Origin of the sequence: Flavobacterium sp. EDS (genome assembly GCF_020991525.1) — a bacterium.
Taxonomy (GTDB): Bacteria; Bacteroidota; Bacteroidia; order Flavobacteriales; family Flavobacteriaceae; genus Flavobacterium.
In genome coordinates this window covers 236,183-261,122 of the sequence record NZ_JAJMOZ010000006.1, presented here as the reverse complement: position 1 = coordinate 261,122, position 24,940 = coordinate 236,183, and the positions used below count along the sequence as shown (strand labels likewise).

Genomic DNA, 24,940 nt, shown 5'->3' with positions numbered 1-24,940 from the left:
CAAAGGGCGCAGTCCCGATAGCTATCGGGATACGCAAAGAAGCTCCATGATGTTTGTCGAGCTACTTAATGTGATCCTTCCTTCGTCAGGATGACACGTTTGTGTTAGTTTGCTCGCAGATTTAGCGGATTGAGCAGATTTTAATTCTTTTTAATCCTTTAATCTGTGGCGTATTTTACCGAAAAGAGCGCTAAGGGTGACAAGTTTGTTTTAATCTGTGGAAAAAAAATACCATTAAGAAATCAAGTTTCATTAAGTATTGGACTTAAATTTTCTTAATCTCTTAATGGTAAAGTTTTATATATGATAGTAATACTTACTGGTATAATAAAAGTAATATTGAGTAAATACGCTATAAGGCTATGAAATTACAATGCTGATTTAACAGTTTTGATAATTCTGGCAGCAATTTTATATGGGTCACCGTTAGATGCAGGTCTTCTGTCTTCTAACCAACCTTTCCAACCTTTTTGTACTGTAATTAATGGAATTCTTATCGATGCACCTCTATCAGAAATTCCGAAAGAGAAATCATGAATAGAAGCCGTTTCATGTTTACCTGTTAAACGTAAATCGTTGTAAGCACCGTAAACAGCAATATGCTCAGCAGTTACAGGACGGAAAGCCTCACATATTTTTTCGTAAGTAGCTTGATCTCCACAAGTTCTTAAAACTTCATTAGAGAAATTAGCGTGCATACCAGAACCATTCCAATCTGTATCACCAAGAGGTTTAGGGTGGTATTCGATATAGTAACCATATTTTTCAGTCAATCGATCTAATAAGTATCTGGCAATCCAAATTTCGTCACCCGCTTTTTTAGCACCTTTAGCAAATAATTGGAATTCCCATTGTCCGCAAGCAACCTCTTGGTTGATACCTTCAAAGTTAAGACCAGCTGCGATACATAAATCTGCATGTTCTTCGACTAATTTTCTACCGTGAGTGTTTTTTCCACCTACAGAGCAGTAGTACATACCTTGTGGAGCAGGATAACCTCCAACAGGGAAACCTAATGGCAATAAAGTTTTAGTGTCCATGATGAAATACTCTTGTTCAAAACCAAACCAAAAATCATCATTGTCATCATCAATAGTAGCTCTACCGTTAGAAGGGTGTGGCGTTCCGTCAGCATACATAACCTCAGACATAACTAAGTATCCATTGATACGAGTTGGATCTGGGTAAATTGCAACAGGAACTAATAAGCAGTCTGAAGATCCGCCTTGCGCTTGTTTAGTTGATGATCCATCAAAAGACCAATTACCTAGTTCTTCTAATGTTCCTTTGAAATTTTCGTGTTCTTCAACTTTAGTTTTGCTTCTAAGATTCTGAGTTGGCTCATATCCATCTAACCAAACATACTCTAACTTTATTTTAGCCATAATAATATAAATTAATTTTTTTTGGATTTTTTTGTTGGGTCAAATATAAATTTATTTTTTTATTGCTAGAAAAATGGGGGTATTTTTTATTTATGGTATTGTTATTTTTCGCATAAGCTCATTTTTTGATTCCTAAATTTTTAAATAGTCAATTTTATGGGGGTATAAAAAATAATATCGCAATTATGGGCTGTTTTTTTTAAAATGAACGTTATCTAGTGGTTATTAAATTGTTTTAATAATGCTGAAAACAGAGGGGATTTGTTAAATTACTTCGAAAAGGAGGGGGTGTACTTTGAAATAGTTGCATAAAAGGTATTAGTAGGGGTGTAAAAGAGGGGATTTATTATTATATTTGCACTTTATTGTAAAATGTAAATTAATAATAATTTAAAATTTGTCAGCATGTCAACATTACGTTTCCAAGCTTTAAAAGAAGCTTCAACAAGAAAGCCTGTTCAGTTTGAAGAAACCGACAGAAAATCAACCATTTTTGGTTCTAATGTATTTAACGATAAAGCAATGAAGCAATATTTGACTTCGGATGCATTTAAAGGAGTACAGGGAGCGGTTCAGCATGGAACTAAGATAGATAGAAAATTGGCGGATTATATCGCAATGGGTATGAAAGAGTGGGCTCTTGCAAAAGGGGTTACACATTATACACATTGGTTTCAGCCATTAACAGGTACGACAGCAGAAAAGCATGATGCTTTTTTTGAGACATCATATGATGGAACAGATTCATTTGAGAAATTTGGAGGAGCACAATTGGTACAACAAGAGCCAGATGCTTCAAGTTTCCCTAATGGAGGAATAAGAAATACATTTGAAGCAAGAGGATATACAGCTTGGGATCCAACATCGCCAGCATTTATTTTTGGAACTACATTATGTATTCCTACCGTTTTTATTTCATATACAGGAGAAGCATTAGATAATAAGATACCTTTATTAAGAGCACTTTCTGCTATTGATGATGCTGCAACAGATGTTTGTAAATATTTTGATAAGAATGTAAAGAAAGTTACAGCGACTCTTGGATGGGAGCAAGAATATTTTCTTATAGATAAATCTCTTGCAGAATCTCGTCCTGATCTTATGATGACAGGAAGAACGTTGTTAGGACATACATCTGCTAAAGGACAACAATTAGACGATCATTATTTTGGATCAATTCCTACTCGTGCATTAGTTTATATGAGAGATTTGGAACAAGAATGTATGTTGTTAGGAATACCAGTTAAAACACGTCATAATGAGGTAGCGCCAAATCAGTTTGAGTTGGCACCAATTTTTGAAGAGACAAATTTAGCAGTAGATCATAACTGTTTATTAATGGATGTAATGCAAAAAGTAGCCGAGCGCCATCACTTTAAAGTATTATTTCATGAAAAACCATTTAAAGGAGTTAATGGTTCTGGTAAGCACAACAACTGGTCACTGGCAACAGATACTGGAGTAAACTTGTTAAGTCCAAGTAAAACTCCGATGAGTAATTTACAGTTTTTAACATTCTTTATTAATACGATTAAAGCGGTTAATGATTACGAAGAATTATTAAGAGCAGCAATTGCTACAGCAAGTAATGATCACCGATTGGGAGCTAATGAAGCACCACCTGCAATTATCTCAGTATTTATTGGAGAGCAATTAACTAAGGTTTTGGCAGAATTAGAAGGTGTAACAACTGGAAAATTATCACCAGAAGAAAAAACAGATTTAAAACTGAATGTAGTAGGTAAAATTCCAGATGTATTATTAGATAATACAGATAGAAACAGAACTTCGCCATTTGCCTTTACAGGAAATAAATTTGAGTTTAGAGCAGTGGGTTCAACAGCAAATTGTGCGAATTCAATGACTACTCTGAACGCTATTGTTGCGAAACAATTAAAAGACTTTAAAGTTGAGGTTGATGCTCTGATTGACCTAAAAGACATGAAGAAAGATGATGCTATCTTTAATGTTTTAAGAGAATATATTAAGGTTTCTAAAAAAATCCTTTTTGAAGGAGACGGATATAGCGAAGCTTGGGAAATTGAAGCTGCCAAAAGAGGTTTGAGTAATCATAAAACAACTCCTCAGGCATTAAAAGCAAGAGCATCTAAGCAAGCATTGGATTTATTCTCAGAATTGGGTATCATGAACCATGTAGAGGTAGAGGCACGTTACGAAATTGAATTGGAAGAGTACACTAAGAAAATTCAAATAGAAGGAAGAGTTTTAGGAGATATTTCAAAAAACCATGTTATTCCTACTGCCATTCGTTACCAAAATACATTAATAGAGAATGTAAAAGGATTAAAAGAAATTTTTGGAGATGATTTCCTTACTACAGCCAAAGAGCAAATTGTATTGATTAAACAAATTTCAGGACATATCGAAGGAATCAATTCTAAAGTAGAAGCGATGACTAACGAAAGAAAGAAAGCAAATCACCTTACAGATGCACAAGAAATGGCTGAGGCTTATTGCAATAATGTAAAACCTTATTTTGAGGATATACGTAATCATTGCGATAAATTAGAGCTACTTGTAGATAATGAAATTTGGACATTGACTAAATATAGAGAGCTATTATTTACTAAATAAGAGCTTAAAGCGCATTGTAAAAGGGTCCGGCATTTTGCTGGACCTTTTTTTGTATAATAAATTCCAAAATGCAGTTTAAATTCCATTTTTAAGAATGAAAATAGAATCTGAATATTGATTTAATGATTTAGTAATTTTTTTCTGATAGTACATTTAGATAAAATTAGCATTTCGTCGTTATTGTTTTGCACTTCATCGAAAAGACTGTTAACGTGTTGAAAAATAGATATTTGTATTTATTTCGTTAAAGGAAAGTTCTTTAAATTTGAATCGTAATTAAGAAATAAAGCCACTTCGTTTAATTTTATTTAACTTATTTACAATCACATTTTTTGAAGTGATTCCCCTTTACAAAACCTACATAATAATTTGTATTAATAACCAATTAAATATATTTATTATGAAAAAAGTAGTTTTAAGCATCTCCGCGATGCTATTTGTAGGTGCTGCAGCAATTGCGCAAGCCAATGTAAGTGATGTAAATCAAGTAGGTTGGATTAATGGAGCTTTGGTAGCTCAGGTAGGTTCTTCAAATGACTCACAAGTAACTCAATTTGGTTTAGCAAATTTAGCTTTTGTTGGTCAAACAGGAGATTCAAATGAATCGGATGTTGCTCAAGTTGGTATTTTTAACATAGGAGCAGTAAGTCAAAATGGTGATAGTAATAGTGCAACTATAGGACAATTAGGTCTTGGTAATATTGCATTAATAGATCAAATGGGTGATAATAATAGTGCATTAACAGCACAAGCAGGAGCTTTTAACTATGCATCAACTACTCAATCTGGAGATAATAACAATGCAACAACATTACAATTTTTCGTAGGTAACTCATCAACTATTGATCAAGATGGAGATGGTAATAATGCATTTGTAGTGCAATCATACTGGTTTAACTCTTCAGATATTTATCAATTAGGAGATGGTAATACAGCAATTACATCACAACTTGGATATGATAACATGTCAAGTGTTTACCAAAACGGTGTTGCTAATTATGCATTAACATTACAATTTGGAAACGACCATATGAGTACTATTTCTCAAACAGGTATTGCAAACGGAGCTATAGTTTTCCAATCTAACTAAGCTTTTACTCGAAGAAGTGAAATTTTGAATTTTACTTGTAATTCAGTTTATACCAGTTTTATGGTTTAAGACATAAAACTGGTATAAATTTTTAAAGAGATTTATTTTAAAACGATATTATCATGAAACCAATAGTGTATTTAATAGTATTTCTATTTACAAGTATTGCTTTCTCGCAGGATATTAATCCAGTTCTAAACTCGTATGTTATAAAAGCGTTGGAAGGAAATAATGCTTATAGAAATCAAAATGCCAATCTATTTGTTCAAAATAATAATATTGTAAATATTATGCAAATAGGGAATTACAATACTTCGGATGTAAGTATCATTAGTAATAATGCCAATGTAGTTCTTAATCAAATAGGGAATGAAAATTATATAAATATGTATAAGAAAGCACCAGAAATTAATCAATCGGTTGTTCAAACTGGAAATAATAATATGGTAAGCGATTTTTCTTTATACTCTAGTGGGGCTATAAATATGTCGATTATTCAAAACGGAAGTAATCTAAATGTTTTTAATAATGGATCAAATTCTATATCCGAAGGAATGAGAATTACTCAAACTGGAAATTCAGGTACTATTTATATTTTCAATCATTGAGGCTATGAAGCAGTATATCATAAATATTATTATAATTATAATGCTGTTGGTAATGCAAAATACATATGCGCAAGTGGTTTATACCGAAGTGAAAGCAAAAATTGAAATTGAAAAAATAGAAAATTTGTTAGCTATTACTGGAACTGTCGAAAATTTAAAATCAGAGTTTAAAAACATCTCTTATAAATTATCAGTTTTAAAAGTAAATAAATCTAATTCTAATCAATCCAACAATGCGCAAGATGGTAGAGTTACATTAGAACCAATTCAAAAAGTAAATCTTTCAAAAACACAGGTAAATTTTACCCAAGATGATGAAATAATAATCTTGTTATTGATTTATGACGATAATAATGCAGTAATAGGAAAAGATAAAGTAGTTTTTGGTGGAAAAGACGAAGCAAGAATTGCCATTCCAAAACCTATTGACGGATTAGAAATGAATGGTATCGTTTCAAACGATACCAAGACTAAGTTGGGTAATGATTTTTACGATTATTTTTATTCAGAATATTCGAAATTAAAAATCAAATCACATAAGATCGTTACAGTTCGAGAAGAATTAACCTTCGGAAGAACAACTAGGATAATGATAGATGTTGATGGAGAAATAATTGATGAATTTATTTCAAGACCAGATGAAGAGTTTTTAAAATACATGGCCGAATCGTCATCGGCTAAACTTTTTAAGTATTTTAAAAGTATCGAACGACAAAATAAGTTTATCTCTCAGTATTAAGTTGTGCATTTAATTAGTTGACTTTCGAATAGATTAATTAAATGTTTTTTGACCGTTATTTTTAACCCTAAAAATACCAAAATGAAGACAATAACTTTACTATTTTGTTTACTAGGAATTTGTTTTACTTCAGTTGCGCAAGATTTAGCATACAAACCTATCAATCCAGCTTTTGGTGGAGATACTTTTAACTACAATTGGTTGCTAAGTTCCGCGCAAGCGCAAAATGACTACAAAGAAGATAAAACTACAGGATTCGAACAAAAATCAGATTTACAACGTTTCAAAGAAAATCTCAATAATCAGTTACTTAACAAGCTATCAAATTCTTTATTTGAAGATCAGTTTGGTACTGGAACAGGCACTGGTATCGGTACTGGAACAGGCACAGGAGGAGGAATTAAACCGGGATCTTATGTCTTTGGAACGCTCTCTGTAGATGTTTACCCGTCTAATTTAGGACTAGTTGTAGATATCTTGGATATAGAAACTGGTGAGCAAACTCAGGTAATAGTTCCTGGAAATTAATAAGCTCACCTTCTTATCGCTTAGTAATAAGTTATACATTTTTTATCACTAATTAAGTTAATAAAAAATCACTTATGAATCAAAAATCACTTTTTGGAGTTCTAGTAGTTCTTTTATTCTCAGGTTGTGGTGCCTATTTTAATCAACCAGTTGGAGTACAAAAAGCTATTTATGGGGAGAATACACCAGTCACCTCGGCATTAACCAATATTCCTAAACCTAAAGAACAAATTGTTGTTGGGGTGTATAAATTTAAGGATCAAACAGGACAGTACAAAGCTATCGAACAAGGAAGCACATTTAGTACAGCAGTTACACAAGGAGCTACTTCTATTTTAATAAAAGCACTTGAGGACTCAAAATGGTTTATTCCAATTGAACGTGAAAACTTGGGAAATTTACTTAATGAAAGAAACATCATTAGATCTACAAGGCAAGAGTATTCTACTAAACCTAATGAAAAAGAAGCCCCATTAACGCCTCTTTTATTTGCAGGAGTTTTGCTTGAAGGAGGTATTATATCCTACGACACAAATATAATTACAGGAGGTTTTGGTGCTCGATATTTTGGAGCAGGAGCTTCTGTAAGATATAGACAAGATAGAGTTACTGTTTATCTAAGACTAGTTTCAACATCAAATGGTAAAATCTTAAATACCGTTTATGTTTCCAAAACGATTTTATCGCAAAGTGTCGATGCCAATTTATTTCGATATGTAAATCTAAACAGACTTCTGGAAGTCGAGACAGGTTTTACCCGAAATGAGCCGATACAATTAGCCGTTACCGAAGCTATCGAAAAAGCAGTTGAGGGACTCATTGTAGATGGAATTAAAGATAAACTTTGGGAAGTAGATGCGCCACAAGTTCAGGTAGATAATTTTGTTGCTGGCTATGATAATGAAAAAAGCGAAGCCGATTTAGCACAACTTTATGGAAGGAATCTCACCGAGAGAAGAGGACGATTTGGGATCGAACTAGCAGGTGGTGCAACATATATGCAAGGTGATTATCCTAATCCAGTTGCAAAACCAATGGCAAGAGGTGCAGTAAAATTCTTCTTTACCCCAACTTTTGATATTAGTGCGTCTACAAATGTTTTTAAACTAGGTAATAAAAACAAGTTAGATGTAGGATATGCGACACTAGATCTTAATCTAGAATTATCAATACTGCCTCACGATGTATTTACGCCTTTTATTTTTGGAGGAGCAGGTGTAGGATTTAATTCTAAGTATAAAAATATGCATACAAAAGTTCAATTTGGTGGAGGGCTAGAGTATCTGGTAACGAGCAATTTTGGTGTAAAAGTGTACGGAGAATACAATGTAAATTTTACAGATATGATAGATTATGTCGATAGTGGTGTCAGGGACGATTTTTATTGGCGGTTTGGTTTAGGGGTGACCTATTATTTCCCAAAGAACTATCATAAAAAAAAGAAAATGTGAGTTTTCTTAAGGATAATAAAAATATTTCATTCGAAAAATCAGATCGAATAAACTTGATAAAAGTCTAATAAATAAAATCTACAAATGAAAATAGGATTAAGAATTTTAGTGTGTTTTATTCTTTTGATTTCTTGTAGTGAAGAACAATTGAAGGATGGAGCAAGTGGAACTGTAAAAGGAAGAGTCGTCGAGTCGGGAACGTTTACGCCTGTAGAAAATGTACGCGTATCTTCAAGTCCTGCGACAAGTACAGTATTTACAGATAAAGACGGTTATTTTACTCTAGAGGGCGTGTTGGCTGGAGATTACTCCTTTCAGGCTCAAAAAGACGGCTATATTGCCAGATTTGAACCGGCAAAAGTTACTACCGATGCTACAGTACAAGTTATATTTGAATTAGAAATTTCTACTGCAAATAATAAACCGCCAGAAATTCCGGTGCTAACAGCTCCAGCTGATAATGCAAAAGATCAGGCGCTGAGTTTAAATTTAACATGGACAGCTACCGATAAAGAATCAGATGTTTTAACCTATACTGTTACTATAAAAAATGGAACGACAGATGAGGTTAAAACATATACAGATCTCAAAACAACAACTTTGGCAATAAAAGATTTAAGCTATAGTACAAAATACTATTGGCAAGTAGCAGTTTCTGATGGGATTAATAAACCAACCAATAGTGTAACCAATTCATTTACAACTTTAGCATTTCCAAATCCAAGGTTTTTGTATGTAAAAAAAGTAAATAACAATAACGTTATATATACTGCAGACGAAGCAGGAAACCAGTTACAATTAACATCTTCAAATGTTAATAGTTTTAGACCAAGAAAAAACTTAAGTGTAAATAAAATTGCGTACCTTAGCTCTGATGGTTCTCAAAATCAGATATATACAATGAATCCAGATGGCTCAGGAGTATTTAAAGTTACAAATTATGTACCTGTTGCAGGATTTAATATGGAGTTTGTAAATTATTGCTGGAATACGAATGGAAGTCAGATAATTTATCCAAATTTTGATAAATTATATCGTATAGATTCAGATGGAGGAGGACTTGTACAATTATTTCAAACGCCTAACGGAAAGTTCATATCCGAATGTGATTGGAGTAAAGATGGTAGCCAAATAGCACTAAAAGTCAATGATAGATCAGGATATAATGTAGAAATTTATGTAATAGATATGTCAGGAACAGTTTTATATACCGTACAAACAGGTTTAAGCGGAGCAGCAAGTGGATTGAATATTTCTGTAGATAATCAGAGAGTTATTTTTACAAGAGATGTTTCAGGTTTTGAGAATTCAACGTATCGAAGATTAGATTCAAGAATTTTTATGTACACCCGTTCAACCAATGCAGCAGTAGAGTTAACAACTCAAAAACAGAATGGTTTTAACGATTTAGATGTTAAATTTTCACCAAATGAAGCCGAAGTCATATTTGTAAATACCTCAAATGACGGAATATCAGCTCAAAACATACAAAAAGTAAGTGTCACTAATACAAGTGGTTCCACATCATCAAGAACCACCTTATTTCAAAACGCATCAATGCCCGAATGGAAATAATCGTGGTATGGATCTAGATTTCCAAACACTTTTTTTCTAAAAATCCGATGAGAGTCTCAAACTTATCGGATTTTTTTATGTTTCAGACAGCCATAAAACGCAACAATTAAAAAAACTGGTTATCTTTGCACCACATCAACAACACAAACTAATTTCATGAGTTCAGATTCTAGCAAAAGGTACGCACAAAGAGGAGTTTCGGCATCTAAAGAAGACGTACACAACGCCATAAAAAACATTGATAAAGGACTGTTTCCACAAGCATTTTGTAAAATTGTCCCAGACTATTTGACCCAAGACGAAGAATATTGTCTTATAATGCATGCCGATGGTGCAGGTACAAAATCATCTTTGGCCTATATGTATTGGAAAGAAACAGGCGATATATCTGTATGGAAAGGAATTGCACAGGATGCATTAATTATGAACATAGATGATTTACTATGTGTAGGAGCAACAGATAATATCTTGCTTTCATCAACAATCGGTAGAAATAAAAATCTAATTCCAGCCGAAGTAATTTCTGCAATCATTAATGGAACCGAAGAACTGATAAAAGAGTTAGATACTTTTGGAGTTACCATTCATTCAACAGGAGGAGAAACTGCCGATGTTGGAGATATCGTACGTACAATAATTGTAGATTCTACAGTAACAGCACGTATGAAACGTTCAAAAGTAGTAGACAATGCAAATATTAAAGCAGGTGATGTAATTGTAGGATTGGCTTCATTTGGTCAGTCAACATACGAGAAAAGCTATAATGGAGGAATGGGAAGTAACGGATTGACATCGGCACGTCATGATGTATTCGGTAAATACTTAGCAACCAAATATCCAGAAAGTTTTGATGCAGCAGTTCCCGAAGAATTAATTTATTCAGGACAAGTAAAATTGACCGATGCTGTCGAAAATAGCCCGATAGATGCAGGACAATTGGTACTTTCTCCAACAAGAACTTACGCACCAATTATCAAAAAAATATTAGATAAGTATACACCAGAAGAAATTCACGGAATGGTACATTGTAGTGGAGGAGCGCAGACAAAAATCCTTCATTTCGTACAGAATTTACACATCATAAAAGATAATTTATTTCCAGTTCCACCATTGTTTCAATTAATTCAGGAACAATCTAAAACAGATTGGAAAGAAATGTATCAAGTATTTAATTGTGGTCACCGAATGGAATTATACGTTCCTGAAGCGATTGCACAAGATATAATTGCGATTTCAAAATCATTCAATGTCGATGCACAAATCGTAGGAAGAGTAGAAGCAGCTGACGATAAAAAGCTGACAATTACTAGTGAATACGGTACATTCGAGTATTAATTTTTTTGAAGGTTCAAAGGCTCAAAGGTTCTGAGTTACAAAGGTTTTTATACTGGAGATTACAACAGAACCTTTTTATTAATAATTAGCTTTTTTAGGAGCTATCCCGATTGCTATCGGGACCCGCTATCCGCTATATCTTTTAGGGCGAACACCGCCCAAAAAGGATGTCGTTGCTATCGGGGCTAAAAATCACGTTATCATGTACGAATTACTTTTTTGGAAATACTCAGAAGGAATTTATTTAAACCATCACGAAGTCTATGAAGCACTTATCGAAGAGCAAGACGTTGAAGGTTTAGAGCAGCTTCCTGTTACTGTAATCCTAAACAGGATAGGTTCATTGTTCTCTAAATGGGAGAAAGTCGATGACAACAGTTGGAAAAACAAAGAAGGGAAAGGAGCTTTTCAGGTAATCACTACACCGCAAAGCATCAGGATAGATTGTTACGGAACTGAAGGAAAAGCAATGGATATTCTGGTCAATGCACTAGAAGAATTTAAATGTCCACTCTATGATCCGCAAGTTCCAGAACGGTATGACGATATGAATGAGTAATCAAAATTTTAAATAAATTACAAAGCTTATTTTTAACAAAATGGATTTCAATTTCTCTTCCAATATAGTACTTGAAGACGACTTAGTTTTACTGCGTCCTTTGCAAACAACTGACGTCGAAAATTTATTAGAGATTTCTCTTAACGAACCAGAAACTTGGGAGTATTCGTTAATTCGTGCCAACGGAAAAGAAAATCTAGAGAATTATATAGCTATTGCATTAAAAGCAAGAGATAATAAAATTGAATTTCCTTTTATAGTTTTTGATAAGAAATCAGGAAAATACGCAGGAAGTACACGCTTTTACGACATACAGCTTTCGTTCAAAACCCTACAATTAGGATATACTTGGTACGGTTCAGCATTTAGAGGAACAGGATTAAATAAGCATTGCAAATACTTATTGCTGCAATATACCTTCGAAACCATGGGAATGGAGCGAGTAGAATTCCGTGCAGACAATAATAACCAACGAAGTGTTGCAGCAATGAAAAGCATCGGCTGTAAAGTTGAAGGAGTTTTACGTAACCATATGCCAACCTTTGGCAGTGACGTACGTCGTGATACAATTATCTTGAGTATTGTACGTGAAGAATGGTTCGATGAGGTAAAAGAAAATCTAAGACAAAAGCTGTAAAATAAGTTGCTGGTGTGACTGTGGCAGAAAAATTAACCGCAAAGCACGCAAAGTTTTTTTTTCAATTTTGTCATTCTGAGCGGAGTCGAAGAATCATCGGGAGAAACCCCATAATCTGTGGCGAGAAAATTAACCGCAAAGCACACAAAGGAAATTACAGAAATCCGTTGCTAACCATCTTTTAATAATACATGCTGTTCTTTTCTAATTTTGGCAAGTAATTGATCGATATGCGTTTTTATTTTTTGAGGTAGTAAATTCCAGTTTTTGTCTTTTTTAAAACTTCTGCAATAGTCTAAGTCGCACTCTACAGCTCGTATAACATATTTTTTACCTTTGTAAACAGTTATGATTTTGATACGTCTGATATTATCATCATCTGTTTTGGTACCATAAACAATTACAGGGTCAACGTATCCATCGTTGTCTATATCTTGAGTACTGCAGTATTTTGTCCAAAACCAAATAGAAGTTTCTTCTACTTCTGCACTTTCAACTAAGTCGTTTATAGTCCATTTTATGATATAACCACCATGATCATTTAAGTAACAAACGGCTTCAATTTTGGTGTTTAATGTATCTTTAGATGAGACAACTTTTTGATTTTCATTTAAAGTTAGTTCATATACTCCACCTTTATCTTGATATTCATAAGCTCTAAAAACAGGAAATTTACCTCCATCTAAATCTCTTTCGGATATTTCATTTTCGCTCAGTATTTTGCTTTGCACGGTTTGTGAAAAACTATTTATAGAGTAAAAGAAAACCAATAATAAAATAAGTTTTTTCATAAGTTAAAATCCTTTTTTGACTACTCAAAGATATTCATTTTTAGTTTTATTTTTAAAAAAGTAAGTGATTACAGCATTACAAATACAGAATTAAATTTCATTGATAGAATTCGCAAAGTAATTTTTTAAAAACCAATATTTATTGTAATTTTCTAACCTGAAAGTTTATTAAATCGTTTTAGTAAAAATATTTCAAGACTATTAACTCACAACTATAAATCAAAAAAGACCTAATGAATATTGTAAATTACAAAAAACTTCTTCTCGGATTGTCAGTTTTAATGTTGGTTCCTTCCTATAAAGTAAATGCACAGGAAAAAACGAATAGACTTAAAGATTTAGTTCAATACGTAGATCCAATGATCGGGACTGCTAAGATGGGGCATACTTATCCAGGTGCTACAGTACCATTTGGGAGTGTGCAATTAAGCCCTGAAACCGATACGATCCCTTATGCAACTAATGGTAAGTATAATAAAGATGTTTATAAATATTGCGCAGGATATCAATACGAAGACAAAACGATAGTAGGATTTAGTCATACCCATTTTAGTGGAACAGGGCATTCTGATTTAGGCGATTTTTTAATTATGCCAACAACAGGGAAACTACAATTAAATCCAGGAACTGCAAGTCGTCCAGAAACAGGATATCGATCAGTATTCTCACATAAAACAGAAAAAGCTGAACCAGCATATTATAGCGTTCTTTTGGAAGACCATAACATCAAAGCTGAACTAACTGCAACTACAAGAGTTGGGATGCATCAATATACATTTCCAAAGTCAGATCAAGCACATATTATTTTAGATCTTACCGCAGGGATATATAACTATGATAAGAAGAATGTGTGGACTTTTGTTCGTGTTGAGAATGACACTTTAATTACAGGATATCGCCAAACAAATGGTTGGGCTAGAACTCGAACAGTATATTTTGCGATGTCTTTTAGTAAGCCTATTAAGGGATATGGACAGGCTACACCCGAAAAAAGTGTATATAAAGGCTTCTGGGGAAGATTTGATCAAACCAAAAACTTTCCAGAAATGGCAGGGGCAAACTTAAAATTATTTTTTGATTTTGATACAAATGAAAATGAAAAGATAAAAATAAAATTTGCTATTTCACCAGTCAGCACCCAAGGAGCATTGGCTAATATGAAAGCAGAAATTCCAGATTGGGATTTTGAAAGAGTTAAAAAAGAAAGTCAAGAAGTTTGGAACAAAGAACTGAATAAAATTCAGGTTCAAACAACCAAAAAGGAAGACATGGTTAATTTCTATACAGCAATGTATCATGCTTTCTTAGGTCCAACAGTATATATGGATACCGACGGGAAGTATAAAGGATTAGATGGTAATATTCATCAGGCAACTACATTCCAGAATTATACAAGTTTTTCATTGTGGGATACTTACAGAGCTCTGCATCCGTTATTTAATTTGGTTCAGCCAAAAAGGAATTCAGATATGATTAACTCCATGTTAGCGCATTATGACCAAAGTGTACATAAAATGTTGCCAATATGGTCACATTATGGAAATGAAAACTGGTGTATGATTGGGTATCATAGTGTTTCGGTAATTGCAGACGCCATAGTTAAAGGTAATACCAATTTTGATGTAGATAAAGCGCTTCTTGCCACTGTAAATACAGCAAAAGTTCCTTATTATGACGGATTAGAGTATTATATGAAAAAAGGATACGTTCCTGAAGATAAAAATGGTTCATCGGTATCTAAAACTTTAGAATATGCTTATGACGATTGGGCAATTGCGCAAGCTGCCAAAAAAATAGGGAAAGAAGATGTTTACAACGAGTTCTCTAAAAGAGCTCAAAACTATAAAAATGTCTATGATACTAAAACGGGTTTCATGAGACCTAAACTTGATGATGGAACATTCAAGAAAGAGTTTGATCCTTTAGATACACACGGACAAGGATTCATAGAAGGGAATTCTTGGAATTACAGTTTGTATGTTCCACAAGATCCAGCAGAAATGATAAAAATGATGAATGGAAAAGACGCTTTTACAAGAAGATTAGATTCTCTTTTCTCGATGCACTTACCAGATAAATATTTTGAAAATACAGAGGATATTACCAAAGAAGGAATAATTGGTAATTATGTGCATGGAAACGAGCCTTCACATCATGTGGTTTATTTATACAATTGGACAAATTCGCCATGGAAAGCGCAAGATAAAATCAGAATGATCCTTAAAAGAATGTATAAAAATGGCCCTGATGGATTAGGAGGAAACGATGATTTTGGACAAATGAGCGCTTGGTATATTTTTAGCAGTTTAGGATTTTATCCTGTTGCACCAGGATCAGAAGATTATAGTTTAGGAAGTCCGTTGGTTGCAAATGCTGTTTTTAATCTTGAAAACGGAAAGACATTTGAAGTTGCTACAGTAAATCAATCTGATAAAAATGTATTTGTTAGTAAAGTACTCTTAAACGGAAAATTGGTTACAAGCCCAGTTATAAAACACAGTGATATTGTAAACGGAGGAAAGATTACATTTTATATGAGCAGTAAACCAAATAAGAAAATATATCTTGAAAAGGTACTAAGGAACTAAGTTGCTAAGATTCAAAGATTCAAAGGTTCAAAGGTTCAAAGGCTCAAAGGTTCAAAGGTTTTGTAGATGGATTTAAAAAGTAATAATCATTTAAATTAATTCAATGTAGAGCGGGAGTTTTGCGTTGTAATCCTGCAAGGTCTTTTTTTTTGACCTTGTAGGTATTAAATTGATTAGATTAAGCTTTCGTTTTTTGACAACAGATTGACTTCATCTGTTCGGTATTATTCGAGTAGCAGTTTTTTTTGGGATAAAAAGCATTGAGTAAATACTTTATAAGCTCCAGCGGAGCGGTACCTACGTTTGTTTTCTAATTGCAGAATATGTCACCCCGATGGGACTCTTAAAAAAAAAACAATTAAAATTCCTAAGGAAATTTGAGCGTAGCACTTAATTTTTCTTAATCTCTTAATGGTTTATTTTTTATCTTTAATTTAATTGTAATTAAAAATAGAAACATAATGCAGTTTGTAAAAAACTTTGCGAAATTTGCTTTTTAAATAAATTGAAAGAGACATATGAAAATAAATCCTAAAAACGGAATAGACAAGTTGTTGTTCGGTATGAAACAGAATGATGTTACGGCTATTTATGGCAAACCAGATAGAAACTATAAAGACGAAGATGATAATGTAATTTTTGCTTATAATAAGCACAAAATGAGATTGACATTCTATCAGGAAGAAGCTTTAAAATTGGGTTATGTTGTGGCATCAAGTCCAGATTTAGAAATTTTTGGGTTTAAAATCATCGGAAGAAAAATTGCTGATGTGAAAAAAGATTTGGCAACTAAAGGAATTACAAAATTCACACAAGAGGAGTTTGATACTTTTGAGAATTACTTTAACGAAGAAAACTGGATAATCTTTCAAACCGAATTTGAAGAAGTAGTAAAATTTGAAATTGGAGCAATCATTAATGATAAAGATGAGTTTGATTGGAAATTTCCAACTAAAAAATAAGAGAAGACAGCGTATAAAAAAACCGATAGTTACAACTATCGGTTTTTTTTATGATATATAATTTAAATAAAATTACTGTTTTGGAGTTGGTTGGTCTTTATAGATTTCCAATTCAAAAATAAGCGTTGCATTTGGAGGAATTACTCCGCCAGCGCCTCTTTCACCATAAGCAAGTTTTGATGGAAGGAAGAATATTGCTTTTTCGCCATAAGACATAAGATCTAATCCTTCGATAAATCCAGGAATCATGCCGTCTTTTTTTCCAGCCTGAAATGGGAAAGCTTTGTATCCTCCTTGTGCCGCACGATTTGCTTCATGTTTTCCGTAAGCTTTAGCTACTTCTTCAAAACTACTGTCAAAAAGAGTTCCGTCTTCAAAATAACCTGCATAATGAAAATAGAAAGTAGAACCTGCTGCTGGTTTTTCTCCAGTTCCTTTTTGAACTATTTTATAAGTTAAACCAGATGGAGTAGTAGTTGCAGTAGCTTTTGCAGTATCAAAATATGCTTTTTTAGCTGCAATTACAGTAGCGTATTTTTCTTTGTAAAGACGTTCTTTTTCAAGAGAAGCAGCTTCTGCTTGTTTGGCTTTTTCAGCATCAAGTATAGCTTGTTTTTTGGCTTCTTCGGCTTTGTTTTCGTAATAAGAAGCAAATACTTTAGGTGCATCAAATTTCTTTGCCATAGCTCCTTTACGAGTAATCTTTACAGTAAGCATTACATCATCCTGAAGAATAAGATTAACAACACTCATTCCTTCTACAACGTGACCAAATATAGTGTGTTTGTCATTTAACCAAGGTGTATCTTTATGAGTAATAAAGAACTGGCTTCCATTGGTAGTTGGGCCAGAATTTGCCATAGCAAGGATGCCACCTTTGTCAAATCTAAGGCTAGATACGAACTCATCTTTAAAGGCATATCCAGGACCACCAGAACCGTTTCCGTCTGGATCACCTCCCTGAATCATAAAGTCATTGATAACTCTGTGAAATTTTAATCCATCAAAAAATGGTTTTCCTTTTAATCTGTCAACAGTTACATACGGATTTGTTCCTTCTGCTAATGATATAAAATTAGCTACAGTAATAGGTGTTTTTATGTATTCAAGCTGTAATACGATATTTCCTTTTTTTGTTGTAATTGTAGCAAAAATCCCTTCGTTAACTGAAGGTTTTGTTTCAACTTTTGTAATTGCTGTTTTCTTGCTAGGTACAGGTTTCTTTGTCTGTGCTTGTAGGTTAAGTACACCCAAGCAAAATAAAAATAGAATTTTTAATTTCATCTGATTCTAATTTAAAATCGGTTAATTTTTAATATAAACTTATTGTTGTGGCATTTTGTCTAACAACTGTACTTCAAATATAATATTTGCATTTGGCGGAATTACTCCTCCGGCACCAGCTTGTCCATAAGCTAAATGTGATGGAATGAAAAGTACAGCTTTGTCTCCAATAGAAAGTTGTTCGATACCTTCGATAAAACCAGGAATCATACCTTCTTTGCTACCTGCTTGAAATGATATTGGGTTGTATTGTTTAGCTTCGGCTCTTGCAGGATCAAATTTTCCAAAAGCTTGCGCAACACTTTCGATAGAAGTATCAAATAATGTTCCGTCTTCAAGGAAGCCAGCGTAATTTATAAATACTTGTGCTCCAGCAGCAGGTTTTTTACCTTTCGCTTTTTCTGTAATTACAAATTCTAATCCAGAACTAGTTTTTGTTGCTTTTGCTTTTAAATCTGCATAGTAAGCTAATTTTTCATCGCGAACTACTTTGAATTTAGATTCAAATTCGCTTTTTTGTTTTGCTTCAGCAGAAAAATAATCATGAAATACTTTTATAGCGTCAAATTTCTTAGCAGCTGCACCATTTCTTATAATCGTTACTTTCTTGATATAATCATCTTGTTTAATCTGATTAACAACTTCCATTCCTTTGTCTACAACATGACCAAAAATAGTGTGTTTGCCTTCTAACCAAGGAGTTTCAACATGAGTAATAAAAAATTGACTGCTATTTGTAGCTGGTCCGTTGTTGGCCATTGCTAGAACTCCACCTTTATCAAATTTTAAGTCGTTAAATTCATCTTTAAATTTATATCCAGTGTCTCCAGAACCAGTTCCTAGTGGATCTCCAGTTTGAATCATAAAATCTTCAATAACTCTATGAAATTTTAATCCGTCAAAAAAAGGTTTCTTTTTTAATTCTGGATTGGTAACAAACTCATTCTTACCTTCTGCAAGCGTTACAAAGTTGGCTACAGTTATAGGTGCTTTTTGATAATTTAATTCAACAATGATATTTCCTTTGTTGGTTTCAATATCTGCATATAAACCATCAGGTAAATTGCTATGTTCATCTTTACAAGAATAAAGTGTAGTAATCGCAAGTAATAATAATATGAGGCTTTTTTTCATTTTTAAAATATTAATTGTTTTTTTATTAATTTAATGAGTCTTTCTTTATTGCAGGCGTTGTTGTAGGTTTAGGTGCTTCGGTTTTTGTAGATCTTGCTTCCATTTGTTTTCTGTAGGCAGTTTCTGGAACAAAATTGTGTAAAGTAACGGTGCAGATTAATGGCTGATTAATTCCAATTCGTTTTTCATCGCCATGATAGCCATAAGCCATATGAGATGGAAATAAGAAATTTACAGTTTCGTTTTTGTGCATTAATTTGATACCATCACGTAATCCCATCATTATTTCTTGTTTATCTACAAAATAAGTTTGAGGTCTTAGCTCCATTTCGCTATAAATGATGTTTCCTTTTAGGTCTTTTATTTCATAGTCAAAAAAAGCAACATCTCCCTTTTTTGGAGTTATTGTGTCTGTAGTATTTTGGTTTTCATAAGCGTACCAATATCCTTTTGCAGAAGCGATGTATTTTATTTTAGGGTTGCTTTTGATAACAGCCTTAATTTGTTGTTCTTCGGTAGCTACAAGTTTTTTATTTCGTTCAATAGATTTTTTCATGAATGTACCCGAAGAAATAGAAACTGGTCTTCTGGCATCTTCATGTTGTTTACAGCTCGAAACTAAAACGGCTAGAACAATAGCTGAAGCAAATATTTTGGTATAGTTCATGGTTGTTATATTTTTAGTTTGGTTACTAAATCTTCAAATTTTTTCAGAGTTTCTTCCATTGAGTCTAGTGATTTTCCTCCTGCAGCATTGTTGTGGCCTCCACCATTAAAATGAGCTCTAGCAAATTCATTTACATCGAAACCACCTTGCGAACGGAAAGAAATTTTGATTATTTTCTCATCTTTATTTTCAATAAATATAGCTGTAAAAACAATGCCTTTCATGCTTAGGCCGTAATTTACGATTCCTTCAGTGTCGCCTTTTACATAATTAAACTCATCTAATTCGGCTTGAGTTAATGACATATATGAAGTTTTGTGCTCAGCTAAAATCTTCATATTTTGCAATGCTCTTCCAAGTAATTGTAAGCGACTGTATGAACTATTGTCAAAAAGTAAAATAGGAATCTGTGTATTTTCGACACCTAAATCAATAAGTTCGGCAATAATACGATGCGTATTTCCTGTTGTGCCAGGAAAACGGAAAGAACCAGAATCTGTTAGTATTCCTGTATAAATACAAGTTGCGATTGTTTTATCTAAATCTCCTTTTTTATCTAAAAATGAAATGAAATTATAAACCATCTCACAAGTTGATCCAAATGAAGTATCAGAGTACATATAGGCTGCATAATCATCAGGTTTTTGATGATGATCAATCATGATAAACGGAGCTTTTAGTTTTGCTAAAGTATGTTCCATTTCCCCAGTGCGGTGAAAAGCATTAAAATCTAGTGTGAATATAATTTCTGCTTCTTCTAGAATTTTAGTGCAATTGTCGATATCTTTTTCGAATATTTTTACAGTTTCTGAACCTGGTAACCATGCAAGGAAATCTGGAAAATCGTTCGGAGCTATTACAATAGGCTCATGATTATTTTTTAATAAAAAGTGGTATAAAGCTAAGGTTGAGCCCATAGCATCCCCATCGGGACCTCGGTGTGGAATTATGGCAATCTTTTTTGGAGTTGCTAATAACAACTTTATGGCTTGAATGTCTTGTATTTTCATGTGTGCGAATTTACATTTTTTTACTGTAAACTTGAAAACATTTTAGACATTAACATGCTTTTATAAGATTATAAGAAATCACTTTTTCTCTTTTTAAATTTTTGCGTAACTATGGTTTGATTTTTTTTATAATTTATATGCTAAGTAAGATAAAGTAAACTAATTAGTATAAAATGATTTTATTAATTCTTATTCTTAATTTGTTTTTTAATTATGTCTCCTATTTCTTTTATTTGAGCATCTAGTTTGGCCATTTCGTTATCATATTTATTTGTGTTTTCATTTATTTTATTGTAACCTAACTCGTACATCTTAACTCTTAATTCACAATATGTTATTATGTTTTTATTCTGTATATGTATTCTTTCTGGTAAGTATAATTTATCTAATTTTTTTACTAAAACGATATTTTCATTCCAATAATAAATCCCCCTATCTTTAATCATGTATAGAAGTTCATCTTTATCATTTTTGTTGTAAATACCATATGCTTCCAAGGCCATTTTCTCCATATTAGTAAATTCTTGCATTCCAGTTTCATACTCAATTATTTCATAAATATAAGTTTTTGACTTTTTGAGATAAATAAATGAAACTATAATAATTACTGTTGCAATTGAAGAAATACATATTAAACCAATCTGTTTTTTTTTATTTGTTATAGTAAGTATAATTCCAAATAAGATTCCGGCACAAAAACCTCCAACATGTGCAGCATCATCAACTATTTTGCTAGAACCAAAAAAATTAGAAATAAGTAAGAGACCAATTATTAACAGTACATGGGGTTTTATTTTGTTGTTTAATACACCTGACAAAACTGTAACTAACAATATTCCATACATGCCAAAAACAGCTCCAGATGCACCAGCAGATACCATATCTACATTCCAGTATAAACTAGCTAAGCTGGCTATTATACCACTAAAAAGATAAGTAACAATAGTACCCCATTTTTTTAAGTAAGATTCTAAAAGTAAACCAGCATATGCCAATGCAACACAGTTTGATAATAAATGAAAAATTCCAAGATGTATAAAACAAGAAGTAAGTAATCGCCACCAATCATTTTCGGTTGTTAATGGGCCAAAATTTGCACCCCAATCGATTATGTCATGAGTTTCTGGTAAAAACATGTTGGTTCCAGAAAAACACATGATTAGAAAAATAAGAATATTTAAATTAATCAGAATGGGAGTAATGAAATAATTTTTTACAGGAATAAATATAGAAAGGATAGAATAAAAATGAGTAATACTAGCGTGATGTACTTCTTCTTGAGAGATATTTGTTTGCTCTATTTTAATGTACTCTTCGGGTGAAATTTCTTCTAAATCTTGATTTGATTTTTCTATTATAATTTCATAAAATAAATCTAGAAAAGCCTCTACGTTACGTTTGTTTTTGCCACGGTCATAAGGTTGATTTCCATTGCTGGAGCTATTTATGTATATAGCATCATCTTTAAAACCTACAAAAATATTTTCATCCCAGGTGTTTTTAGTATTTGTGGTTCTTGCTATTAATTGATTTTCGCTTACTTCGACTAAAATCCAATTTAGTTTTTTAGAGATTTTAATTGCAATAGCGATAAATTGTGAACGGGATAAATTAGTAATAAGAGGTGTATATTGGTGATATGATGCGGGTAGTCCAAAAGCCATTTTATTAGAATTTATCAGTTACGGTTAAAGGAACAATACTACAAAAAATCTCTTAAAGAGAATTGATTGTTGTGATTATAAAAAATTAGTATTTTTTCTTTTTAATTTCTGATACAATTTATACTTAGGACCTTTTACAATTTGTGACTTGTAAATACCTACAGAACCTGATGATAAGTAGGCTATTACACAAACAATAACAATGTAAATTCCACTTTCAATCCCAAATAATTCTATTCCCATTATGGTACATGCAATAGGAGTATGAGTTGCTCCAGAGAATACAGCAACAAAACCCATTCCGGCTAGAAGTGCAATTGGCATAGGAACTACAAGCGATAAAGCACTGCCAAAAGTAGCACCTACAAAAAATAATGGAGTGACTTCGCCTCCTTTAAAACCAGCGCCTAAAGTAAATCCAGTAAAGAGAATTTTGAGCAAGAAATCATACCAGGCATTTGTATTTGTAAATGAATCAACAATTACTGGAACTCCTAATCCTGAAAATTTTGAAAAGCCGAAACCAGCAATAGCAATTGCCAGAATGATTCCGCCAACAAAAGGACGAAGAGGAGGGTATTTTATAGTTTTAGAGAATAATGAACCCCAAAAATGCGTGCTACGAGAGAATAATAAAGCAGCAAATCCAAACAATGCTCCACAAATTAAAGTATAAAATAAGTTAGTCGCAGTAATTTCTGGAACAAGCGGAATACTATAATGAGTGTGTTTTACTTGCCAAATCTCGACAGTAAAATAGGCTGCATAAGCCACTATGAAAGATAATAAAATGCTTTTTAGGTTAATTTTACTGAAATAGACGACCTCAAGAGCGAAAACAGCTCCAGCTAATGGCGTTCCAAAAACAGAAGCAAAACCGGCACTGATTCCTAAAATAATCAATGTTTTTCTTTCAGAATCATCGAGTTTAAAGATTCGGGTAAATTGGTCAGCGATTGCGCCTCCCATCTGTACAGCAGTTCCTTCGCGACCTGCTGAACCACCAAATAAATGCGTGATTATAGTTCCAAAAAAGACTAAAGGAGCCATTTTTAACGGAATAATCTGCTTGGGGTTTTCGTATTCTTCAAGTAGCAGATTGTTACCTTTTACAACATCTTTTCCTAAGTAATAATAACTAAAACCTACAAGTAATCCGCCAATAGGTAAGAGCCAAATAATCCAGTCATGATGGATTCTGTATTGGGTAACAAACTCTAAAGTAATTAAAAAAAATGCCGAAGCTGAGCCCGATAAAATACCTATCAAAACACAAATGAAAATCCATTTGAGAGCGAGAAGTATTTTTGTTTTTAAATTCATTAAAAAGGGGTAACAATATTTGTTTGAGTACAAATATAATAAATCAGTTTAGAACACGAATTTCACTAATTTATTTGTGAAATTCGTGTTTGAATGCTATAATTAGATCCTGATTTTTAATCTACAATTACCGCAGTAAATTCTATTTCTACCAAGTATTCTGGAGAAACTAGTTTACTAATTTCGTAAAAACCAGTTGTAGGTTTGATATCTTTAAAAAAGGTTGAATGTGCTCCAGCTACAGATTCAAAAGTCGAAATGTCGGTAGTGAAAATACGTGTTCTAATTACATCTTTCATTCCAATTCCTAAGTCTTCTAATACTTTTTCTACTCTTTCCAGAATATTCAACGTTTGTGCATAAGCATCATCGGCTTTAACTTTTTCGCCATCAACAATAGCGACTGTTCCCGAAACTTCTACGATATTACCAATGCGAACTGCACGACAATATCCCATTTTGTCTTCCCAAGGAGATCCTGTCAGGATGTTTTCTCTTTTCATTCTAAGGTTGTTTTGTGTGTTTTTGAATTGCTTTTAGTGGCTTTTTAAGAGCAATTCATAGTTAGATTAATGTACTGCAATTTATGAAAAATGTACAAGAAAGGCTTTAAAATAGTTTTAATAATTCCTTATAAATAATCAGTTTTTGTTATAAAACTTCAAGATTTGGGCGTGCCCCTACGGGTCGGGCTTCCCGATAGCTATCGGGACACGACAAGTCCTCGCACTTCCTTCGTCAGGCTGTGGGCTTTCTGTTGCCATCCCTCACGCGAGATTAATGCTATTAAGTTAAGGAAACTGCTGTGATGTTCCTGATTAAATCTCGCACAAAGAGGTAAAATCGCAAAAAAAATATATCTAAACTTGGCGACTTTGCGTCTTTGCGAGAAAAATTTTAGTTCAAAAAACTTAGTTTAATGACATTGTTCAAGAGATTGCGTACAAAATGAGTATTGCAGATCAATTAATGATTGCTTTTAAATATAAACAAGAAAGTTACTTATAGCATATTA

At 32.9% G+C, this 24,940-nt stretch carries 21 protein-coding genes; 12 read left to right on the top strand and 9 right to left on the bottom strand.

The genetic code is table 11. The features are described from left to right. Positions 1–368: 368 nt before the first annotated feature. Positions 369–1,385 (bottom strand): glutamine synthetase beta-grasp domain-containing protein, encoded by a 1,017-nt coding sequence (locus LPB87_RS11340; protein ID WP_129537688.1) that lies wholly within the window; start codon positions 1,383–1,385, stop codon positions 369–371. Between the two features lie 405 nt (positions 1,386–1,790). Here LPB87_RS11340 and LPB87_RS11335 point away from each other — a divergent pair, with 405 nt between their 5' ends. From LPB87_RS11335 to LPB87_RS11290, 10 genes are all read left to right on the top strand, one after another. Continuing rightward, positions 1,791–3,980, top strand: a complete 2,190-nt coding sequence (locus LPB87_RS11335; protein WP_129537689.1) for a glutamine synthetase III — start codon at positions 1,791–1,793, stop codon at positions 3,978–3,980. 400 nt (positions 3,981–4,380) lie between these two features. Then, the gene (locus tag LPB87_RS11330) at positions 4,381–5,070 is read left to right on the top strand and encodes a hypothetical protein (RefSeq protein ID WP_230727957.1); all 690 of its coding nucleotides are present in this window, start codon (positions 4,381–4,383) and stop codon (positions 5,068–5,070) included. A 122-nt stretch (positions 5,071–5,192) separates the two neighbouring features. Further along, positions 5,193–5,678 (top strand): hypothetical protein, encoded by a 486-nt coding sequence (locus tag LPB87_RS11325; protein WP_230727956.1) that lies wholly within the window; start codon positions 5,193–5,195, stop codon positions 5,676–5,678. Between the two features lie 52 nt (positions 5,679–5,730). Next, positions 5,731–6,417, top strand: a complete 687-nt coding sequence (locus LPB87_RS11320; protein ID WP_164998646.1) for a CsgE family curli-type amyloid fiber assembly protein — start codon at positions 5,731–5,733, stop codon at positions 6,415–6,417. 81 nt (positions 6,418–6,498) lie between these two features. Beyond that, positions 6,499–6,945 carry a curli assembly protein CsgF gene (locus tag LPB87_RS11315; protein WP_129537693.1) on the top strand — a complete coding sequence of 149 codons (447 nt, stop codon included), beginning with the start codon at positions 6,499–6,501 and terminating at the stop codon, positions 6,943–6,945. A 74-nt stretch (positions 6,946–7,019) separates the two neighbouring features. After that, positions 7,020–8,396: a CsgG/HfaB family protein gene (locus tag LPB87_RS11310; protein WP_230727955.1), complete on the top strand. Its 1,377-nt coding sequence runs from the start codon at positions 7,020–7,022 to the stop codon at positions 8,394–8,396. An 84-nt stretch (positions 8,397–8,480) separates the two neighbouring features. Beyond that, positions 8,481–9,971 (top strand): carboxypeptidase regulatory-like domain-containing protein, encoded by a 1,491-nt coding sequence (locus LPB87_RS11305; RefSeq protein WP_230727954.1) that lies wholly within the window; start codon positions 8,481–8,483, stop codon positions 9,969–9,971. 156 nt (positions 9,972–10,127) lie between these two features. Then, positions 10,128–11,306, top strand: coding sequence for an AIR synthase related protein (locus LPB87_RS11300; RefSeq protein WP_129537695.1), 1,179 nt, complete (start codon positions 10,128–10,130; stop codon positions 11,304–11,306). 202 nt (positions 11,307–11,508) lie between these two features. After that, the gene (locus tag LPB87_RS11295; protein ID WP_129537696.1) at positions 11,509–11,865 is read left to right on the top strand and encodes a hypothetical protein; all 357 of its coding nucleotides are present in this window, start codon (positions 11,509–11,511) and stop codon (positions 11,863–11,865) included. A 40-nt stretch (positions 11,866–11,905) separates the two neighbouring features. After that, positions 11,906–12,502 (top strand): GNAT family protein, encoded by a 597-nt coding sequence (locus LPB87_RS11290; RefSeq protein ID WP_230727953.1) that lies wholly within the window; start codon positions 11,906–11,908, stop codon positions 12,500–12,502. Between the two features lie 170 nt (positions 12,503–12,672). On the opposite strand, the gene LPB87_RS11285 is transcribed toward LPB87_RS11290, so the two are convergent. Then, positions 12,673–13,293, bottom strand: coding sequence for a hypothetical protein (locus LPB87_RS11285; protein ID WP_129537698.1), 621 nt, complete (start codon positions 13,291–13,293; stop codon positions 12,673–12,675). Between the two features lie 281 nt (positions 13,294–13,574). Between LPB87_RS11285 and LPB87_RS11280 the strand changes: the two genes are divergently transcribed. Beyond that, positions 13,575–15,881, top strand: a complete 2,307-nt coding sequence (locus LPB87_RS11280; RefSeq protein WP_230727960.1) for a GH92 family glycosyl hydrolase — start codon at positions 13,575–13,577, stop codon at positions 15,879–15,881. A gap of 518 nt (positions 15,882–16,399) precedes the next feature. Next, positions 16,400–16,843, top strand: coding sequence for a hypothetical protein (locus LPB87_RS11275; protein ID WP_129537700.1), 444 nt, complete (start codon positions 16,400–16,402; stop codon positions 16,841–16,843). A 72-nt stretch (positions 16,844–16,915) separates the two neighbouring features. On the opposite strand, the gene LPB87_RS11270 is transcribed toward LPB87_RS11275, so the two are convergent. From LPB87_RS11270 to LPB87_RS11240, 7 genes are all read right to left on the bottom strand, one after another. Then, positions 16,916–18,127, bottom strand: a complete 1,212-nt coding sequence (locus LPB87_RS11270; protein ID WP_129537701.1) for a peptidylprolyl isomerase — start codon at positions 18,125–18,127, stop codon at positions 16,916–16,918. A 39-nt stretch (positions 18,128–18,166) separates the two neighbouring features. Beyond that, entirely contained in the window at positions 18,167–19,261 is a 1,095-nt protein-coding gene (locus tag LPB87_RS11265; protein ID WP_129537702.1) for a peptidylprolyl isomerase, read from the bottom strand. Positions 19,262–19,286: 25 nt separating this feature from the next. Continuing rightward, the gene (gene gldI / locus LPB87_RS11260) at positions 19,287–19,928 is read right to left on the bottom strand and encodes a gliding motility-associated peptidyl-prolyl isomerase GldI (RefSeq protein ID WP_129537703.1); all 642 of its coding nucleotides are present in this window, start codon (positions 19,926–19,928) and stop codon (positions 19,287–19,289) included. Between the two features lie 5 nt (positions 19,929–19,933). After that, on the bottom strand, positions 19,934–20,938 hold the full coding sequence (locus LPB87_RS11255; protein ID WP_230727952.1) for a DHH family phosphoesterase: 1,005 nt from the start codon (positions 20,936–20,938) through the stop codon (positions 19,934–19,936). Between the two features lie 182 nt (positions 20,939–21,120). Further along, positions 21,121–22,602 (bottom strand): rhomboid family intramembrane serine protease, encoded by a 1,482-nt coding sequence (locus tag LPB87_RS11250; RefSeq protein WP_230727951.1) that lies wholly within the window; start codon positions 22,600–22,602, stop codon positions 21,121–21,123. 75 nt (positions 22,603–22,677) lie between these two features. Beyond that, complete coding sequence (locus LPB87_RS11245; RefSeq protein WP_230727949.1) at positions 22,678–23,925, bottom strand: voltage-gated chloride channel family protein; 1,248 nt, start codon at positions 23,923–23,925, stop codon at positions 22,678–22,680. A gap of 116 nt (positions 23,926–24,041) precedes the next feature. Next, positions 24,042–24,428: a RidA family protein gene (locus LPB87_RS11240; protein ID WP_129537707.1), complete on the bottom strand. Its 387-nt coding sequence runs from the start codon at positions 24,426–24,428 to the stop codon at positions 24,042–24,044. Positions 24,429–24,940: the final 512 nt, after the last annotated feature.

Bases quoted from the DNA above. Each gene is read 5' to 3' on its own strand.
- LPB87_RS11340 (WP_129537688.1), bottom strand. From the start codon at position 1,385: ATGGCTAAAATAAAGTTAGAGTATGTTTGGTTAGATGGATATGAGCCA.
- LPB87_RS11315 (WP_129537693.1), top strand. From the start codon at position 6,499: ATGAAGACAATAACTTTACTATTTTGTTTACTAGGAATTTGTTTTACT.
- LPB87_RS11300 (WP_129537695.1), top strand. From the start codon at position 10,128: ATGAGTTCAGATTCTAGCAAAAGGTACGCACAAAGAGGAGTTTCGGCA.
- LPB87_RS11280 (WP_230727960.1), top strand. From the start codon at position 13,575: ATGTTGGTTCCTTCCTATAAAGTAAATGCACAGGAAAAAACGAATAGA.
- LPB87_RS11270 (WP_129537701.1), bottom strand. From the start codon at position 18,127: ATGAAATTAAAAATTCTATTTTTATTTTGCTTGGGTGTACTTAACCTA.
- LPB87_RS11255 (WP_230727952.1), bottom strand. From the start codon at position 20,938: ATGAAAATACAAGACATTCAAGCCATAAAGTTGTTATTAGCAACTCCA.
- LPB87_RS11320 (WP_164998646.1), top strand. From the start codon at position 5,731: ATGCAAAATACATATGCGCAAGTGGTTTATACCGAAGTGAAAGCAAAA.
- LPB87_RS11275 (WP_129537700.1), top strand. From the start codon at position 16,400: ATGAAAATAAATCCTAAAAACGGAATAGACAAGTTGTTGTTCGGTATG.
- LPB87_RS11285 (WP_129537698.1), bottom strand. From the start codon at position 13,293: ATGAAAAAACTTATTTTATTATTGGTTTTCTTTTACTCTATAAATAGT.
- LPB87_RS11250 (WP_230727951.1), bottom strand. From the start codon at position 22,602: ATGGCTTTTGGACTACCCGCATCATATCACCAATATACACCTCTTATT.
- LPB87_RS11335 (WP_129537689.1), top strand. From the start codon at position 1,791: ATGTCAACATTACGTTTCCAAGCTTTAAAAGAAGCTTCAACAAGAAAG.
- LPB87_RS11290 (WP_230727953.1), top strand. From the start codon at position 11,906: ATGGATTTCAATTTCTCTTCCAATATAGTACTTGAAGACGACTTAGTT.
- LPB87_RS11325 (WP_230727956.1), top strand. From the start codon at position 5,193: ATGAAACCAATAGTGTATTTAATAGTATTTCTATTTACAAGTATTGCT.
- LPB87_RS11310 (WP_230727955.1), top strand. From the start codon at position 7,020: ATGAATCAAAAATCACTTTTTGGAGTTCTAGTAGTTCTTTTATTCTCA.
- LPB87_RS11305 (WP_230727954.1), top strand. From the start codon at position 8,481: ATGAAAATAGGATTAAGAATTTTAGTGTGTTTTATTCTTTTGATTTCT.
- LPB87_RS11295 (WP_129537696.1), top strand. From the start codon at position 11,509: ATGTACGAATTACTTTTTTGGAAATACTCAGAAGGAATTTATTTAAAC.
- LPB87_RS11245 (WP_230727949.1), bottom strand. From the start codon at position 23,925: ATGAATTTAAAAACAAAAATACTTCTCGCTCTCAAATGGATTTTCATT.
- gldI (WP_129537703.1), bottom strand. From the start codon at position 19,928: ATGAACTATACCAAAATATTTGCTTCAGCTATTGTTCTAGCCGTTTTA.
- LPB87_RS11265 (WP_129537702.1), bottom strand. From the start codon at position 19,261: ATGAAAAAAAGCCTCATATTATTATTACTTGCGATTACTACACTTTAT.
- LPB87_RS11240 (WP_129537707.1), bottom strand. From the start codon at position 24,428: ATGAAAAGAGAAAACATCCTGACAGGATCTCCTTGGGAAGACAAAATG.
- LPB87_RS11330 (WP_230727957.1), top strand. From the start codon at position 4,381: ATGAAAAAAGTAGTTTTAAGCATCTCCGCGATGCTATTTGTAGGTGCT.